The sequence below is a fragment of the Amycolatopsis sp. NPDC050768 genome, from assembly GCF_040654155.1.
Lineage (GTDB): Bacteria > Actinomycetota > Actinomycetes > Mycobacteriales > Pseudonocardiaceae > Amycolatopsis.
In genome coordinates, this window is sequence record NZ_JBFAHL010000015.1 from 57,397 (window position 1) to 72,587 (window position 15,191).

The following is a 15,191-nucleotide window of genomic DNA, read 5'->3' on the forward strand; positions in this document are numbered from 1 at the left end:
AGGCGCCCGCTTGGGGGACAAATCGGGCATGGGAGAATTCTCCGTCGTGGCGCACCTTCCCAACGACCTGCGAACCGCCCTCGACCACGAGCTCGGCCGCTTCCCCGAATCCCGGCTCGCCCAGGCGGTCGACAAGCTCAGCTCGCGCTACCGCTCCGGCGAAGCCGCGACGTCGCCGATCCTCACCTCGGAGCTCGACGTCGCCGCCTACGCGGGTTACCGCATGCCGGCGACGTACGCGGCCGTCAGCTCCGTGCTCAGTGAAGTGACGGCGGCCGCGCCCGAGTTCGCGCCGCGCACGCAGCTCGACGTCGGTGGCGGCACGGGCGCGGCGATCTGGGCCGCGGCCCGCGCGTGGCCGACGTTGGAAAAGTGCACGGTCGTCGAGCAGGTCGCCGGCGCACTCACCCTGGGCCGGAAACTCGCGGCGAGCGCCGCGGACGCGGCGGTCCGCGGGGCGACGTGGCAGCGCGGGCTGATCGATCCGTCGTCGCCGCTGCCGGCCGCCGACTTGGTGACGCTGTCGTACGTCCTGGGTGAGCTGCCGGAACGCACTCGCGACGAGGTGGTGCGCTGGCTCGCCGCGTCGGGTGGTGCGGTGGCGCTGATCGAGCCCGGCACGCCCGCCGGGTTCGCCCGCATCCGCGCGGCGCGCGACGTGCTGCGCGGCCTCGGCCACACGGTGCTCGCACCGTGCCCGCACGACGGCGAGTGCCCCGTCAAACCCGGCGAGGACTGGTGTCACTTCGCCGCGCGCCTGCCGCGAAGTGGCGTGCACCGGCGCATCAAGGCGGGCACGCTGGGGTTCGAGGACGAGAAGTTCTCCTACGTCGTCGCGGCGCCGGCGGGCGTCGCGGCCGACCGCGCCGACGCGCGGATCCTGCGGCACCCGCGCAAGCACAAGGGCTTCGTGCAGCTCGACCTGTGTACGGTGGATGGCCTCGCTTCCGGCGTCACCGTGTCCAAACGCCACGGCCCCCGCTACCGCGCCGCGCGCGACGCGGAATGGGGCGACGCCTGGACCACGAACACCGGGACCACGAAGGAGTAGTCCGATGGGGAAGGTCGTCGCGGAGATCAGCATGTCGCTCGACGGGGTCGTCGCCGGCCCGGGCACGGACACCGACAACCGCCTCGGCCGCGACGGCGAGCTGCTGCACACCTGGATGGCCCACGGCACCGAGGCCGACCACGACGTGATGGCCGGGTTTTTCACCGGCACCGGCGCGTTCGTGCTCGGGCGCACCACGTTCGACATGGGCATCGACGTCTGGGGCCCGGACGGCGCCTTCGAGCGGCCGGCGTTCGTCCTCACCCACCGCGCGGCCGAACCCCTGGAGCGCGGGAAGACCACGTTCACCTTCGTCACCGACGGCCCGGAAGCCGCGCTGGCTCAAGCCCGAGAAGCCGCGGGCGAACGCGATGTCGTGCTGATGAGCGGCTCCGCGATCAGCCAGTACCTGCGCCTCGGCCTCGTCGAGGAGCTGCGGCTGCACCTCGTGCCCCTGCTGTTCGGGGACGGCGTGCGCCTGTTCGACGACCTCGCCGACCACCGCGTGGCACTGGAGCGCACCGACGCCGTCACCACGCCGACGATGACGCACCTGACCTACCGCGTCACCTCTCTCGAACGCACGGCGTAGCCGCCGGTGCCCGAGTGAGTAGCACAGTCGTGCCTTTCCCGGGCCCGGGAAGGAAAAGCCTGAGGCCGACGGACACAACGTGTTCCCGAAAGCCTCCGCCACCACGCTGCCGGTGCCGCCGCGGACCCGCTCCTCCTAGCCTCGCGCCCGGCTTCCCCCACCGCGCGAGTTCCTGGAGTTGCAGATGAGTGCTGTCCGTCGCTGGTTCGTCACCGGGGCCTCCCGCGGCTTGGGCCGGGCGCTGACCGAGGTCGTGCTCGATCGCGGCGACCGGGTCGTCGCCGCGGTCCGGCGGCCCGAGAGCGTGGCCGACCTCGAGCAGAAGTACGGCTCGCAGATCGAGGTCGAGCAGCTCGACGTCAGCGACCTCCCGGCGATCGACGAGGTCCTCGGCCGGGTGCTGGCCCGCGGGCCGCTCGACGTGGTCGTGAACAACGCCGGCTTCGGCGTGATCGGGGCCCTCGAGGACCAGAGCCCCGAGCTCGTGCAGAGCCAGCTCACCACGATGCTGCACGCGCCGATCGCGATCACGCGCGCCGTGCTGCCCGCGCTGCGCGAGCACGGCGGCGGGCACATCTTCCAGATCTCCAGCATGGGTGGCCAGATGGCCTTCCCCGGCAACACCGTCTACAACGCGGTCAAGTGGGGTCTGGAGGGTTTCAGCGAGTCGCTCGCCCAGGACGTGGCCCAGTTCGGCATCCGCGTCACGATCGTCGAGCCGGGTGCCATCCGCACCGACTTCCACCACGCGGCGAGCTTCCCCGAGGGAAATCCGGCCTACCAGGAAGGCGCGGTCGCGGCCGTGCGCGGCTACTTCCGCACAGCGGGCCTCGACCTCTACCAGGGCGACGCCGGCAAGGTCGCCGGCGCGATCCACGATCTCAGCACCCAGGAGAACCCGCCGCTGCGGGTTCCGCTGGGCAGCGATGCCTTCGACGCGTTGTCCGCCACGCTGCAGGGCCGCCTCGACGCCCTCGCGCCGCTGGAGACGCTCGCCCGGTCCGTGGCCATCGACCCGGCGCCGGAAGAATCCTGAGCCACCGTGTCCGGTCGGCGGCACCGGCGCCGACTCCGTGGTGAAGCGAACCGAAAGGACGACCACCATGGATTTCGAACGCCGGGCCGCCGAGATCGTGGCGCAGACCGAGCTGCTGCAGGCCACCGCGAAAGGCGCTGACCTCGCGACGCGGATCGCGGCGTGCCCGGACTGGAGCCTGGGCCAGCTGCTCAACCACGTCGGCGCGGGGCACCGATACGCCGAGGGAATCGTGCGCACGCGCGCGTCCGAGGCCCCCGCCGATGACTACCTGCGTAACCCGGGCCACGAAGTCCGGCCGGGCAGCTGGCTCACCGACGGCGCCCGGGCCCTGGCGACGACCTTGCGCGAAGCCGGGCCCGACGCCGAGGTCTGGACCCCCGTCCCCGCCGGCGCGCCGCGAGCCGCCTTCTACGCCCGCCGCTTCCTGCACGAGACGGCCATGCACCGCGCCGACGTGACGCTCGCCCTCGGGCGGAGCTTCACTCTCGACGGCGACGTCGCCCACGACATCCTGGACGAGTGGCTGGAACTCGGCTCCCTGCCGGTGATGTTCGACTACTTCCCCGAACGCCGCGCGCTGCAGGGACCCGGCCACACGATCCACCTCGCGCCGACGGACCACGCGGCGTCGTGGACCGTCGACCTCACCGGCGACCTGCCCGCGTGGCACCCCGGCACCGTCGGGAACCCGGCCGTGACCGTCGAGGCGCCGCTGACCGACCTGCTGCTGATCATCTATGCCCGCGTGCCCGCCACCACCGCGAAGCTCACGGGCGACACGGAGTTCCTCGGCACCTGGCTGTCGCTGGTGAGTTTCGGCTGAACGCCCGGCTCAGCCTCACGGCCGAGGCGCTTCGCACCCGCGCAGGAGGCGAAGCGCGCCCCGGCACGAGACGATCAGGACCATGACCACCCAGCGCGTGGGCCCGCGCATCGCCCTGGTCGCCGAGATCGCGGCGCTCGGCGTGCTCGTGGTGCTCGACGCCGTGGTGTTCGCGCGCTCCGGCTCGGCACAGGGCACGCTCGCGCTGATCGCCGTGGACTTCGCGCCCGGGCTGGGGCCCGTGGTGGCCGTGCTCGCGGTGCTGCGCCGCCGTTTCCCGGATCACGTCGCGCTCGTGGCGACGGCGGTTTCGTGCCTGTCGCTGCTCGGCACGGCCGTCACGGCGGGCGTCGCGGCGCTCGGGCAACGGCTGCCGGTGCAGCCCAGCGGTGCGGAGGCGCTCGCGATCGCGCTGGTAGTCGGTGCGTGCTGCCACCGGCTGCAACGCCCGCCCGCCGCGACGTTGTCCGTCCTCGGCGGGATCGCGGCCGTGACGGCGCCGGTGTTCCGCTACGGCATCGGCTCGCCCGCGGCGCTGTTCTCGGCCGCCGCGGCCGTCGCGTGGGGTGCGGCGCTCGCGATCGGCCTGCTGCTGCGCGACGCCGACGCGCGGGCCCGCGCCGAAGCCGTCGAGGTGCGCGCGGCGGAGCGGCTGAACCTCGCGCGCGAGCTGCACGACCTGGTCGCGCACCAGATCACCGGCATCGTCGTGCGCGTGCAGGCCGCGCACCGCGTGACCGAACGGCAAGGCGGCGACACCAGCGCGTTCTCCGAGATCGAGCAGGCGGGCGCGGAGGCGCTGGCGTCGATGCGCCGACTTGTCGGCACGCTACGCACTGACGGGGAGAACTTGTTCAGTCCACCGTCCGGGCTCGCTTCGGCCGTGGACCGCGCGGTGCCCGACGACGGCACCGTCACCCTCGACGTGCCCGACGACCTCGGCGGCCTCAGCGCGACGCCCGAGGTCGTGACCACCGTCCACCGCCTGATCACCGAGGCCCTCACCAACGTCCGCCGCCACGCGCCGCGCGCCACCGACGTGCGCGTGAGCGTGCGCCGTGACCAGCGCGACCTCGTGGTGGAGGTCGGCAACGACGGCGCCGCCAAGCCCACGCGTCCCGGCGGCTACGGCTTGATCGGCATGATCGAACGCGTCACCGCCGTCGGCGGTACGGTTTCCGCGGGCCCGGCGGCCGGGCACCGCTGGCTGGTGGCCGCGCGGCTGCCGCTCGAAACAGCCTGAGCAGGAGGAACCCCGTGCCGGTGACCGTGTTGATCGCCGACGACCAGGCGATGGTCCGCACCGGCTTCCGGCTCATCCTCGAAGGCGAGCCCGACATCGAGGTGGTCGGCGAGGCCGCCGACGGTCAAGACGCCGTACGGCTGGCGCGGCAGCTGCGTCCCGACGTCACGCTGATGGACATCCGCATGCCCGGCGTCGACGGGCTGCAGGCCACGAAACTCCTGGCCGGTCCCGACGTCGCCGATCCGCTGCACGTCGTGATGGTCACGACCTTCGGGCTCGACGAGAACGTCCACGCGGCCCTGCGCGCGGGCGCGTGCGGATTTCTCTTGAAGGACGCGGGCGCGACGCTGCTGATCGAGGCCGTGCACGCCGCTGCGCACGGCGAAGCGCTCGTCTCCCCGGCCATCACCACGCGGTTGCTGGCCCATTTCGTCGGCAGCGCCGGCAAAGAACGGTCCGAACCGGACAGTCCGCTCACGAACCGCGAGCTCGACGTGGTGAAAGCCGTGGCGGGCGGCCAGACCAACGCCGAGATCTGCGAGTCACTCGTCCTGTCGCTCTCCACCGTGAAGACTCACCTCGCGGCCGCCCAGCGCAAGCTTCGGGCTCGCAACCGCACCGAGATCGCCATCTGGGCCTGGGAGACCGGGCTCGTCCGCTGAGGCCGAGGTCGAGGCCGGGACACGCGCCGGTACTCGCACTACCAGCGTTCCCGCGACCAGGTCACCAAGGCGTTGCCGGCGCGGGCTGACCAGCATGATCACCACGCCCGCGAGGCCCCAGCAGAACCCGTCCACCACCATCAGCACCGCGCGGATCACGTAGGCGCGCAACGGCGGCTGCCCGCCGTCCGGCAGCACCACACGGATCCGCAGCCAGCGCATCGCCGGCGTCTGGCCGCCGTGGCGGTGCGGCCACCAGATCTCGAGGTACAGACTCGCGATGATCCAGATCCCGAACGTCGTGAACGCCACGATCTTGATGAACGTGAGCAGCGAGCCGGGCGGGGGCACGTAGAGCACGACGAGCACCGCGACCACCGCCACGGGCACGGTGGCGAGCAGCTGGTCGAGCACGCGCTGCACGACCCGTCGGCCGACCACGCCGGGGCCGGGCGCGGGAATGGTCATGCCGCCAGTTTCCCCGCTGCGGCAGCACCGCGCGCGTTGGCCCGCCTCGTTCGCACGGCCGAGGCGGCACCGGAAGTTCGTACCCGAGGCTGATCGCCGGCGTCCGCGCGCGCACGAGACTCGACGGCAAGCGGATCACGGACGAAAGGACTTCCCGGTGCGAACTCCCAGAGCAGTACTGGTCGCGGCGGTCATCACCGCCACCGCGGCAGCCACGGTCCCGGCGGTGGCGACCGCGGCCGAAGACCCCTACACAAGCCAGAAAATCACGTGGGGCGACTGCGCGTTCAAACCGGCCACCGGGGCGAAACCCGCACAATGCGCCGAAATCACCGTTCCGCGCGACTGGGCGAACCCGTCCGCGGGCACCGACCTCAAGGTGTCGATCAGCCGCGTCGCGGCGACCGGTGACCGGCAGGGTGCGATCCTCGTGAACCCCGGCGGCCCGGGCGGGCAGGGCACCTCGCTGGCCGGCCAGCTCGCCGGGCTCGAGCCGACCGTCAACGCGCAGTACGACTTCATCGGCATGGATCCGCGCGGCACCGGCCAGGAAGGCAGCAGCGACAAGGGTTTGTCGTGCCAGGTACCAACGGGCCGGCTGCCCGGCACCGCCCTCGACGCCCGTGACCGCTCCGCCGCCAGCATCGCGGCGCATCAGGCGACGCCGCGTGCGATCGCCGAGGCCTGCCAGAGCGACGCGCTCACGCCGTACATCACGACGTGGCAGACCACACACGACATGGACCTGATCCGCACGCTGCTGGGCGACCAGCAGCTCGACTACCTCGGCTACTCCTACGGCACCTGGCTCGGCGCGAAGTACGCGTCGATGTTCCCCGACCACGCGGGCAAGATCGTCCTCGACTCCAGCGTGAACTTCGAAGGCCGCCTGCAGGCCGACTTCGAGGCCTTCCCCGTGGTCGACCAGCGCCAGTTCGACGACGTGTACGTGCCGTGGCTCTCGCGCCAGTTCCCTGACCAGCTGGGCAAAACGCCGGAAGCGGTGAAACAGAAGTACGAACAGGTGCGCGCGTACTACGCGGGCAAGGACATGTCACCCGACAACTTCGACCACATCTTCGTCGGCAACGGCAGCAAACTGCAGTGGCTGCTCGCCGCGCTGGTCTTCACGCAGGGCGCAGCCGCGCTGGACGGCACCGTCCCGGCGCCGCCGAAGGACCTCGCGGCCGACCTCGACGCCGAGTCGCGCACCGCGTTCGGCGTGCCGGCCGCGGACCTGACCGTGGCGAAGGTCGTCGCGGCGACGCCCGACTACGTGCCGGTGGGCGGCACCCGCTACGCCGTGGCCTGCGGTGACCAGCCGACGCGGTCGGCGGCCTGGTACAAGAACCTCAGCGACCGCCAAGGTCCCGTCGACCCGCTGTACGGCTGGTCCTACGGGCTCAGCGAGCCGTGCGGCTACTGGTCAGAAGCGCCGCAGCACGAACTGCCGGACCTGCCGGCGTCGGTCGCGAGCCACGTTCTCGTGGTGCAGGGCGAGTTCGATCCGCAGACCGGCTACGAGCAGGGCCGCGCCGGGGCTCGTGCGGCCGGCGTGCCGCTGATCTCCGTGGACGACGCGCCCTTCCACGGCGAGTACGCGATCAACGGCAACCCGTGCGTCGACGGGCTCGTGAACACCTTCCTCACCAAGAACTCACGGCCCGCCTCGACCACATGCCCCGGTGTGCCACTGCCCGGCGAGGACGAGGTGCACCCCGTGGCCGGGCCGGTCGACCACCACGCCGGCGGCGTCGCGACCGAGGTGCGCGACGCGCTTTCGCACCTGCGCCAGAACGTGCAGGACCTGATCCGCGACCTCAACTCCGGGAGCTAGACATGGGACTTCGGTGGCTTCCCCGCACGCGGGGCACGGCTTGGGCGTACCTCGTGATCGGTTTGGTGATGCTGGGTCTGCTGATCGTGGAGCTGTCCACGGGTTTCGCCGGGGATTCCCTCGTGCAGTACGGAATCCTGGCGTTCATCTTCCTCGGGTTCACGTCGACGGGCGTCGCCAAGCTCGTCCTGACGCGCGGTCATCCCCACTGAATGGGGAGGCTCTTGAGGCCGTTCTGGAAGTTCGACCGCAGCCGCCGCGGTTCGCCCGCGAGACGGACTTCGCCGAGCTGCTCCAGGACGGCCTCGAAGAGCGCCCGCATCTGCACGCGCGCCAGGTGCGAGCCGAGGCAGAAGTGCGGGCCGTGGCCGAACGTCAGGTGCTCGCTCGGCGCGCGCGTGACGTCGAACGCGTCGGGGTCGGCGAACACGGTCTCGTCGCGGTTGGCCGAGGAGAACCAGACCACGACCTTGTCGCCGGCCTTGATGTCCACATCGGACAGCCGGGTGTCCTCGGTGGCCGTGCGACGGAAGTGCATGACGGGCGTCCACCAGCGCAGCATCTCCTCGACGGCGCCCGGCAGCAGCGAGCGGTCGTCGAGGAGCTTGCGGTACTGCTCCGGGTGCCGCAGGAGCGCGGCGAGCCCGCCGGGCAAGCCGTTTCGCAGGGTTTCGTTGCCCGCCACGGAAAACAGCCAGAACAGGTTCTCGAACTCCGCGATCGAGACGCGGCCGCCGTCGTCGTCGACGTGCTGCATGAGGTTGCTCATCACGTCGTCGCCGGGGTGGCTGCGTTTGTACGCGCCGAGGGCGTTGGCGTATGCGTAGAGGTCCGGCATCCCGGCGCGCGTGCGCGGATCGGGCATCGAGCCGTCCGGCCCCGGTTCGGGCCGCACGGCGAGGGCGGCGCGGGCGAGGTCCGTGACATCTTCCGGCCGGACGGTGGCGCTCACCGCGTACTCGGCGTCCTGGAAGCCGATCACGCGGTTGCTCCAGTCGAACATCAGCCGCCGGTCTTGCTCGGGCACGCCGAACACCTCGGCCAGCGTGAGCAGCGGCAGGTCGGCGGCCACGTCCTTGGCGAAATCGCACTCGCCGCGGTCCGCGACGGCCGCGACCAGGTCGTGGGCCCAGCCCTCGATGCGCTCGGTGAGCCGGCCGATCGCGCGCGGCGTGAACGCCTTGGTCAGCAGCCCGCGCAGCCGGCCGTGCTCGGGCGGGTCCATGTTCAGCATCATGCGCCGCACGTAGCCGAGGTCCTCGGGCGTCGCGGGGTCGCGGATCTGCGTGCCGCCGAGCTGCGACGAGAACGTGGCGGGGTTGCGCAGCACGTCGCGCGCATCGGAGTGGCGCAGCACGGCCCAGAAGTCGCCGACGCGCGTCACCGGCGTCTCGCGCCGCAGCTTCGCGAGCACGTCGTAGGGCACGCCTTCGACGTAGGTGTCCGGGTCGGCGATCAGGGCACTCGACACGGTCTCGACCCTAGCCCCGGAACCCGTGGGTGGGGAAAGATCCGACTGGTGGAAACGCTGAAGCTGCGCACCGACGGGTCCGGCGAGCCCGCCGTGCTGCTGCTCCACGGCCTGGGTGCGACCGGCGCGGTGTGGGACGGGCTGGCCGAACTGCTGGACCGGCGCGTGCTCGCGCCCGACCTGCCCGGTCACGGTGGTTCGGCGCCGTTGCCGGCTTACTCGTTCCCGGCGATGGCGGGCGCGGTGGCCACCGGGTTGGGTGCCGCCGGGCCGGTGGTCGTCGTGGGTCATTCCCTGGGTGGCGTGGTGGCCCTGGAGCTGGCTTCCGGGCGGCACGGTCTGGACGTCGCCGGGGTGCTGGCGCTGGGCGTCAAGGTGGAGTGGAGCGCCGAGGACCTGGAGCGCGCCGCCGCGATGGCCGCGCGTCCGCCGCGGTTGTTCGCCTCGCGGGAAGACGCCGAGGTCGCGTACCTGAAGGTCGCCGGGCTCGCGGGCCTGGCGCCCGCCGATCCCGGTGGCGTGACGGAGACCGCCGACGGTTGGCGCTTGGCGTTGGACTCCGCCGCGTTCGGCGTGGGCGCGCCGGACATGCCGCGGTTGCTGGCCGAGGCGACGTGCCCCGTCGTGCTCGCCGCCGGCGCCGACGACCCGATGTCACGCCCCGAGCAGCTGCGCGCGCTGGCTGCCGACTCCGTCACATTGACGGGGCTCGGGCACAACGCCCACGTGGAGAAACCCGCCGCACTGCTGCCGTTGTTGACGCAGCTCACGGGGCGTGCGGAGTGAGCGGTCGCTTAGGATGACGGGGTGATCACCGACCCCGTACACCCCGGCATCGACCAGCTCCTCAAGCTGGAACCGCTCGAGCGCAACCTCTTCCGTGGCACCAGCCACGAGGGTTCGCCGCAACGAGCGTTCGGCGGGCAGGTGGCGGCGCAGGCGCTCACCGCGGCGGGCGCGACCGTGCCCGAGGACCGGCACGTGCACTCCCTGCACGGCTACTTCATCCGCGGCGGCCGCACGGACCTGCCGATCGTCTATGAGGTGGAGCGCACGCGCGACGGCGGCTCGTTCACCACCCGGCGCGTGGCGGCGATCCAGAACGGCGAGACGATCTTCAGCCTCTCGGCGTCGTTCCAGAAACCGGCCGGCAGCAGCGAACACCAGGCCCGCATGCCCGAGGTCCCGGCGCCCGACGACGTCGAGGTCCGCGACGAGGACGAGCTGCCGATCATGCTGTCGGTGATCGAGGCACGATTCATCAGTGACCCGGCAGCGGGGCTGCCGGACGTCGGCAGCGGGCCGCGCCAGCGCATCTGGGTGCGCGCGAAGGGCCGGCTGCCGGACAACCCGCTGGCGCACGTGTGCGCGCTCACCTACATCTCCGACATCCGCCTCGCGGGCACGGCGGCGCTGCCCCACCGCGACGAGCCGGGCCGCGCGCAGCTGACCTCACTCGACCACGCTGTGTGGTTCCACCGCCCGTTCCGCGCCGACGAGTGGCTGCTGTTCGACATGGAGAGCCGCAGCTTCACCAACGAGCGTGGCCTCACCCACGGCGAGTTCTACACCACCGACGGCCGGCTGGTGGCCTCCGTCACGCAGGAAGTCCTGCTGCGGCGGCGGTGAGCTCACCGTCCTTGATGGACACTCCATTGAGGACCTTCGTGAGCGCCAGCATCTCGAGCACCGCGAGCAGCGTGTTGGCCACGGCCAGCACCAGGTACACGCCGGCCTGCAGCGAGAGCGTGAACGGGTGCAGCCCCGACGCCCCCGCCAGCAGCACGAAGTGACACACCGCGACGAGGACCAGCGACGCGGCGGAGAGTACCCCCAGCGCGAACAGCAGCCCCCGCAGTACGCGCGTGCGACGCCAGCGCAGGCGGCCGGTCTTCACGAGGTCGGGCGTGCTGACCATCACGAGGCCGCAGCCGTAGCCGCAGAAGCCGCCCAGCACGCCGCCGCCGGCGACCAGCGCCGTGGTGGTGTGGTACGACACGGGCACGCGGTACGCGGCCAGGATCGCGGCAACGCAGACCATCAGGCCGAGCGGCAGGTGCGGCCACCCGAACCAGGGCAGCCTCCGCTCCATGCGGACGATCGTCGGCAGGTCGACATCACGGTACGACCCGGAGTCAAGCAGGGGCATCTCGCCATTCCTGTTCTTCCGGTGATCGGCGCAGCCTAGGCCAGCGCGCGCCCGGCCGCAAAAACGCGGGTCAGGCGCTCGTCCACGGTGGACGGTTTTTTGTCGGTGGTCGTCGCTAGGGTTCCCGTATGAGTTCCGAGGAAAACTCCGCTCTCGAAAACGCCGCTTGGGGGAACGCCGTGGGGAACACGATGGGCAACGCTGTGGACGAGGTTGCCGCCGAAGATCTGACGCAGGGCCAGTGGTTCTGGCACGTCCCCGTCCCTGGGCTCACGGGCTGGCCCCTGCAGGTCGCCACCGCCGAACTCCTGGACGACGCCGTGCGCATCATCACCACCGACGAGGTCCGCGAACTCGTGTCCTACGCCCGCGACCGCCGCGTCCGCCTGGCCGTCGCTTCCTGACACCCGACGGCCGGAAAGCTTTCGTTGCCACGGGTTTCCGGCCCGCACGTGGTGATTCGACGGATGTCGGTCCAGCACGATTCGATTCAGCAAGATCAATTGCAACGCCCGGCCCTTCACGGTTCGAGCCGGTCCCTTCGGGCCGGCCCGCCGTCAATCCAGCAAATGCAGGTCCGAAGCGAGCCGCACCAGTTCAGCGCGACGGTGGACGTCGTGGCGGCGCAGCATGGACGCGATGTGGTACTTCACCGTGTGCGGGCTGAGGTGCAGGTGTTCGCCGATCTCGTGGTTGTTCTCGCCCCGGCTGATGCCGTGGACGATGTCCAGTTCGCGACTACTGAAGGCGGGTGGCGCGGCGTCCCCGCGGGCGCGGCGGTGTAGGAGTTCGCTGGCGATCCGCGGTTCGAACCAGCTCCCCCTAGTGGTGATCTCGCGCAGGATCCCCGGCACGCGCCCAACCGACGTCTCCTTCAGCAGGTAACCCGCGGCGCCCGCCTCGATGGCCTTGGCGAGGAGTTCGCCGTTGCCGTATGCGCTGAACATCACCACGGACAGCGCCGGGTACCGGCCGGTGAACGTTCGGCACAGGTCGATCCCGTTGCCGCCGTCGCGTTCACCGATGCGGAGGTCGAGGATGGCGACCGCGGGCTGAACCTGTTCCACCAGCACCTCGCCGTCGGTGACGGTGGTGGCGCCGCCGAGGAATTCGAGGTCGGGTTCGCGTTCGGCCATGGCGCGCAGGCCGTCGTGGATGACCTCGTGGTCGTCGATCACGCAGAACCGGATCACGACGGCACCGGCCAGACCGGGATCGTCGCCTCGACCACGGTGCCGCGGACCGGCGCCGGGTGCACGGCGAGCGAACCGCCGAGCGACTCGACGGCCGAGCCCATCGCCCGCATCCCGAAATGGCCGGCCGCGGGGCTTCGGGCGGCGTCGTCGAATGTGCCGTTGTCCGTGACCTGCAGGCTCACCACGCGCGAAACCGCCGTCACCACCCGGACCGCGAGCCGGTCGCAGCCCGAGTGCTGCTCGGCATTGGCCACGGCCTCCTGGCCCACCCGCACCAACGCCTCGGCCACCTCCCGGGCCACGTCCACGTCGTCACCCTCGAGCTCCAGGCTGCGCGGCACCCCGCGGTCGGGCAGGCCATCGATCCGTTCCAGCACCTCCGAAGCCTGCATCACGCCCGCACCGCTCCCGGCGACCAGGGTGCCCAGCTCACCGCGCAACCGCGCCAGGCAAGCCTCGGCCGCGTGCGCGATCGCCGCCAGCCGCGTCGCGGTCTCCGGGTCTGTCGCCGCAAAGCCCGCCTGCTCGGCCTCGAACCCGATCGTCACCAGCCCCCGCACCACGGAATCGTGCAGGTCGTACGCCACGCGCTCACGCACAGACCGCTCCACCGTCTCGGCCCGATGTCCTTCGCTGAGCCGCCGTCGCAAACCGAGCGAAGCGTGGCCCGCGAACTCCTCGAGCAGGTCCTCGTCGACGGACGTGAACGCGCGCATCCGCCGGTCGCCGACGTACAGCACCGCCGCGATCTCCCGGCCCACCAGCACCGGAACCGCCATCGCCGAGATGATCCCCTCGTCACGCGTTTCGCTCACGGGCGCGGCCTGCAGCCGCGCGTCGGCCGCGTAGTTGGCCGACCGGATGGGTTTGCCCAGCTCGCGCGCCAGCCCGCCGAGGCCTTGGCCGAGCTGCACGCGCAGGCTGCGGAACGCCGGCGTCCGGATCCCCAGCACCTGGTCGAACACGAACGTCCCCGGCCCGCCGTCGGGCACGGCGAGGTAGGCGACCTCCGACCGCAGCAAGTCCCGCGCCGACGTCAGCACCGCCGACAACACCGCCGGCACGTTCGGGCCGTCCACCGCCGCTTCGGCCACCAGCCGCGCCGCACCCCGCAGCGAGCGGTTCAGCTGCACCGCCCCCGACCGGCGCGCCTCGCGCAACGCCCGGGCGATCGTCGAACGGTAGTGCTTGCGCAGCGCGTCGTCCGCCAGCGAAGCCGGGTCGGGCACCGGCGCGCCGGCGGTCCCGACGATCACGGCGCCGACGCCATACGCGTCACGCCACGGCACCACCACACACGCACCGAGCCGCACCGCGTGGCGGCGCAGCTTCGACCGGATCTCCAGCTCCACCAGCGACGCCGGCTCGTGGCGCGGCAGCTCCTGGTTGACGACCACGGGCTCGTTGGGCAGGAACCAGTCGGCGGTGCCCGACAGCACGACGTGCGGCGGACCGCTGCGCCGGGCCTCGTAGACGACCAGCGCGACGTCGGCCGCGAGCAGCTCGCGGATCTCGTCGAGGATCGGGCGCAGGGCGTCGTCGATCGCCTGCAGGCCACCACCGTCGACGAGGTAGTCCACGAGCGTTCGTCCTCTCTGCTCGCCCGCCAGCGTCCCACACCCACCGGGGCCCGTCACGGCTCCGGCCGTGCGGAAACGGCCCGGACCGGCGCGTTTCACCGGTCCGGGCCCGTCTCGACGACCCGGGTTCAGCAGGTGGCTCAGCCCTGGCGGGCCCAGCTCGAGTCCGCAGGCGGGGGCTCCACGCCACGGACGTCCGGCAGCGCCATCAGCCGCTCGTCCTCCTCGTCGTCCACCCACGCGCGGGCGATCTCGTCGCACGTGGCGAACCAGACGCCGTCGTGGGAAACGATGTGCTCGACGAGCTTTTCGTACCAGAGCATGTTGTGCGCCTGGCCGATGATCTGCGGGTGCACGCACGAGGCGAACACGGGGTTGGGCACGCGCTCGTAGGCGTAGTCGAAGATGTCGCGCCAGCGGCGGAAGATCGTCTCCGTGTCCTGCATGCCGGTCGACACGCCGGTGTAGGCGAGCGGCGGGAAGTCGTCGAGGTACCAGTTGACCGGGATCTCGATCACGGAGCTGGCCTTGCCCGCGACGTTGCCCTTCTCCCAGTTGATCTGCCAGCGCTGCGGGTGGTAGGGCACGAGGTCGCGCGCCATCAGGCTGGTGTCGTAGCGGAAGCCTGACTCCTCGATGATGTCGAGCGTGTTCTCGCTGTAGTCCCAGTACGGCGACCGGTAGCCCGTCGGGCGGATGCCGAGCACGTTCTTGTACGTGGCGAACGCCAGGTCCACCAGCCGGCGCTCGGTGTCGCGCTCGATGCCCGGCGGGATCTCGTGGTAGTAGCCGTGGTGGCCGAACTCGTGGCCCGCCTCCAGCACCGCCTTGCACTGCTCGGGGAAGGTGTCCACGGAGTGGCCCGGCGTGAACCACGTCGTGGTGATGTCGAAGCGCTTGTACAGCTCCAAAAGCCGCGGCACGCCGACCTCGGCGCCGAACTGGCCGCGCGACATGAACGACGGGCTGGGCCGGTTGAACCCGCCGAGCCACAGCGACTGCGCGTCGAAGTCGGTGCCGAGGTTCACGGCGATCTTCTTGCCGGGCGGGAGTTGCAGGTGACCCATGGGTCCTCCT

Annotated in this window: 17 protein-coding genes; 11 read left to right on the forward strand and 6 right to left on the reverse strand. The window is 71.5% G+C overall.

The window, feature by feature from the left end; translation table 11 throughout:
* The first annotated feature begins 28 nt into the window (after nt 1-28).
* The 6 genes from AB0H62_RS35605 (at nt 29) to AB0H62_RS35630 (ending at nt 5,413) form a co-directional block, all read left to right on the forward strand.
* The gene (locus AB0H62_RS35605) at nt 29-1,051 is read left to right on the forward strand and encodes a small ribosomal subunit Rsm22 family protein (protein ID WP_360590979.1); all 1,023 of its coding nucleotides are present in this window, start codon (nt 29-31) and stop codon (nt 1,049-1,051) included.
* Nucleotides 1,052-1,055: 4 nt separating this feature from the next.
* Nucleotides 1,056-1,643, forward strand: coding sequence for a dihydrofolate reductase family protein (locus AB0H62_RS35610; protein ID WP_360590981.1), 588 nt, complete (start codon nt 1,056-1,058; stop codon nt 1,641-1,643).
* Between the two features lie 184 nt (nt 1,644-1,827).
* Nucleotides 1,828-2,679: an SDR family oxidoreductase gene (locus AB0H62_RS35615; protein WP_360590983.1), complete on the forward strand. Its 852-nt coding sequence runs from the start codon at nt 1,828-1,830 to the stop codon at nt 2,677-2,679.
* Between the two features lie 67 nt (nt 2,680-2,746).
* Nucleotides 2,747-3,505 (forward strand): maleylpyruvate isomerase family mycothiol-dependent enzyme, encoded by a 759-nt coding sequence (locus AB0H62_RS35620; RefSeq protein WP_220244735.1) that lies wholly within the window; start codon nt 2,747-2,749, stop codon nt 3,503-3,505.
* Between the two features lie 82 nt (nt 3,506-3,587).
* A complete protein-coding gene (locus tag AB0H62_RS35625) occupies nt 3,588-4,748 on the forward strand; it encodes a histidine kinase (RefSeq protein WP_220244736.1) in 1,161 nt (386 codons plus the stop codon).
* 14 nt (nt 4,749-4,762) lie between these two features.
* A complete protein-coding gene (locus AB0H62_RS35630) occupies nt 4,763-5,413 on the forward strand; it encodes a response regulator transcription factor (RefSeq protein WP_220244737.1) in 651 nt (216 codons plus the stop codon).
* Here AB0H62_RS35630 and AB0H62_RS35635 read toward each other — a convergent pair.
* A complete protein-coding gene (locus AB0H62_RS35635; protein WP_360590986.1) occupies nt 5,294-5,881 on the reverse strand; it encodes an RDD family protein in 588 nt (195 codons plus the stop codon). The two genes, AB0H62_RS35630 and AB0H62_RS35635, sit on opposite strands and share 120 nt — an antisense overlap.
* 157 nt (nt 5,882-6,038) lie before the next feature.
* On the opposite strand from AB0H62_RS35635, the gene AB0H62_RS35640 reads away from it, so the two are divergent.
* Entirely contained in the window at nt 6,039-7,718 is a 1,680-nt protein-coding gene (locus tag AB0H62_RS35640; RefSeq protein ID WP_360590988.1) for an alpha/beta fold hydrolase, read from the forward strand.
* A 2-nt stretch (nt 7,719-7,720) separates the two neighbouring features.
* Complete coding sequence (locus AB0H62_RS35645; protein WP_220244739.1) at nt 7,721-7,930, forward strand: hypothetical protein; 210 nt, start codon at nt 7,721-7,723, stop codon at nt 7,928-7,930.
* On the opposite strand, the gene AB0H62_RS35650 is transcribed toward AB0H62_RS35645, so the two are convergent.
* Nucleotides 7,918-9,189 (reverse strand): cytochrome P450, encoded by a 1,272-nt coding sequence (locus AB0H62_RS35650; protein ID WP_220244740.1) that lies wholly within the window; start codon nt 9,187-9,189, stop codon nt 7,918-7,920. The two genes, AB0H62_RS35645 and AB0H62_RS35650, sit on opposite strands and share 13 nt — an antisense overlap.
* A gap of 48 nt (nt 9,190-9,237) precedes the next feature.
* Here AB0H62_RS35650 and AB0H62_RS35655 point away from each other — a divergent pair, with 48 nt between their 5' ends.
* Both AB0H62_RS35655 and AB0H62_RS35660 read left to right on the forward strand, forming a co-directional pair.
* Nucleotides 9,238-9,975 carry an alpha/beta hydrolase gene (locus AB0H62_RS35655; RefSeq protein WP_220244741.1) on the forward strand — a complete coding sequence of 246 codons (738 nt, stop codon included), beginning with the start codon at nt 9,238-9,240 and terminating at the stop codon, nt 9,973-9,975.
* 21 nt (nt 9,976-9,996) lie between these two features.
* On the forward strand, nt 9,997-10,818 hold the full coding sequence (locus tag AB0H62_RS35660) for an acyl-CoA thioesterase II (protein ID WP_220244742.1): 822 nt from the start codon (nt 9,997-9,999) through the stop codon (nt 10,816-10,818).
* Here the strand turns inward: AB0H62_RS35660 and AB0H62_RS35665 are convergent.
* Complete coding sequence (locus tag AB0H62_RS35665) at nt 10,787-11,338, reverse strand: hypothetical protein (RefSeq protein WP_360590991.1); 552 nt, start codon at nt 11,336-11,338, stop codon at nt 10,787-10,789. The genes AB0H62_RS35660 and AB0H62_RS35665 overlap by 32 nt on opposite strands.
* A 128-nt stretch (nt 11,339-11,466) precedes the next feature.
* On the opposite strand from AB0H62_RS35665, the gene AB0H62_RS35670 reads away from it, so the two are divergent.
* A complete protein-coding gene (locus AB0H62_RS35670) occupies nt 11,467-11,742 on the forward strand; it encodes a hypothetical protein (RefSeq protein ID WP_255638510.1) in 276 nt (91 codons plus the stop codon).
* Nucleotides 11,743-11,895: 153 nt separating this feature from the next.
* Here the strand turns inward: AB0H62_RS35670 and AB0H62_RS35675 are convergent, their stop codons facing one another.
* The 3 genes from AB0H62_RS35675 to AB0H62_RS35685 all read right to left on the reverse strand — a co-directional run bounded on the left by AB0H62_RS35675 (nt 11,896) and on the right by AB0H62_RS35685 (nt 15,181).
* Nucleotides 11,896-12,531 (reverse strand): response regulator transcription factor, encoded by a 636-nt coding sequence (locus AB0H62_RS35675; protein WP_220244744.1) that lies wholly within the window; start codon nt 12,529-12,531, stop codon nt 11,896-11,898.
* Entirely contained in the window at nt 12,528-14,114 is a 1,587-nt protein-coding gene (locus AB0H62_RS35680; RefSeq protein ID WP_360590994.1) for a GAF domain-containing protein, read from the reverse strand. Before AB0H62_RS35680 ends, AB0H62_RS35675 begins: the two co-directional genes overlap by 4 nt.
* 140 nt (nt 14,115-14,254) lie before the next feature.
* On the reverse strand, nt 14,255-15,181 hold the full coding sequence (locus tag AB0H62_RS35685) for a polysaccharide deacetylase (protein ID WP_220244746.1): 927 nt from the start codon (nt 15,179-15,181) through the stop codon (nt 14,255-14,257).
* Nucleotides 15,182-15,191 lie beyond the last annotated feature (10 nt).

Excerpts from the sequence above, each read along its gene's own strand:
- AB0H62_RS35605 (WP_360590979.1), top strand. The coding sequence starts at position 29 with ATGGGAGAATTCTCCGTCGTGGCGCACCTTCCCAACGACCTGCGAACC.
- AB0H62_RS35610 (WP_360590981.1), top strand. The coding sequence starts at position 1,056 with ATGGGGAAGGTCGTCGCGGAGATCAGCATGTCGCTCGACGGGGTCGTC.
- AB0H62_RS35615 (WP_360590983.1), top strand. The coding sequence starts at position 1,828 with ATGAGTGCTGTCCGTCGCTGGTTCGTCACCGGGGCCTCCCGCGGCTTG.
- AB0H62_RS35620 (WP_220244735.1), top strand. The coding sequence starts at position 2,747 with ATGGATTTCGAACGCCGGGCCGCCGAGATCGTGGCGCAGACCGAGCTG.
- AB0H62_RS35625 (WP_220244736.1), top strand. The coding sequence starts at position 3,588 with ATGACCACCCAGCGCGTGGGCCCGCGCATCGCCCTGGTCGCCGAGATC.
- AB0H62_RS35635 (WP_360590986.1), bottom strand. The coding sequence starts at position 5,881 with ATGACCATTCCCGCGCCCGGCCCCGGCGTGGTCGGCCGACGGGTCGTG.
- AB0H62_RS35645 (WP_220244739.1), top strand. The coding sequence starts at position 7,721 with ATGGGACTTCGGTGGCTTCCCCGCACGCGGGGCACGGCTTGGGCGTAC.
- AB0H62_RS35665 (WP_360590991.1), bottom strand. The coding sequence starts at position 11,338 with ATGCCCCTGCTTGACTCCGGGTCGTACCGTGATGTCGACCTGCCGACG.
- AB0H62_RS35670 (WP_255638510.1), top strand. The coding sequence starts at position 11,467 with ATGAGTTCCGAGGAAAACTCCGCTCTCGAAAACGCCGCTTGGGGGAAC.
- AB0H62_RS35685 (WP_220244746.1), bottom strand. The coding sequence starts at position 15,181 with ATGGGTCACCTGCAACTCCCGCCCGGCAAGAAGATCGCCGTGAACCTC.